Source organism: Achromobacter sp. SIMBA_011, from assembly GCF_046535435.1.
In the GTDB taxonomy this organism is placed as follows: domain Bacteria; phylum Pseudomonadota; class Gammaproteobacteria; order Burkholderiales; family Burkholderiaceae_B; genus Achromobacter; species Achromobacter dolens.
Map to the genome: position 1 here is coordinate 1 of NZ_JAWRWN010001386.1, position 228 is coordinate 228.

The 228-nt window shown below is 58.3% G+C and carries 1 pseudogene; it reads right to left on the minus strand.

The window, feature by feature from the left end:
* Positions 1–228, minus strand: a pseudogene (locus SB816_RS35580) (phospho-N-acetylmuramoyl-pentapeptide-transferase); the annotation flags it as partial.

Consider the following 228-nt stretch of genomic DNA (forward strand, 5'->3'; position numbering starts at 1 on the left):
GGGCGGAAGCGAGCGCCATCTTCATCATGAAGAACACGGCAATCGCCGCGATCAGGAATTCGATGCCAAGACGCGCCTTGCCGGAAAAGCCCTTGTCGCTCTGCTTCGTTACCTTCAGGTAATCATCGTAGAAGCCGATGGCTCCGAAACCGAGTGTCACCATCAGCACGGCAACGACGTAGACGTTCGACAGGTCACCCCACAGCAGCGAGCCGCCGAGAATACCCG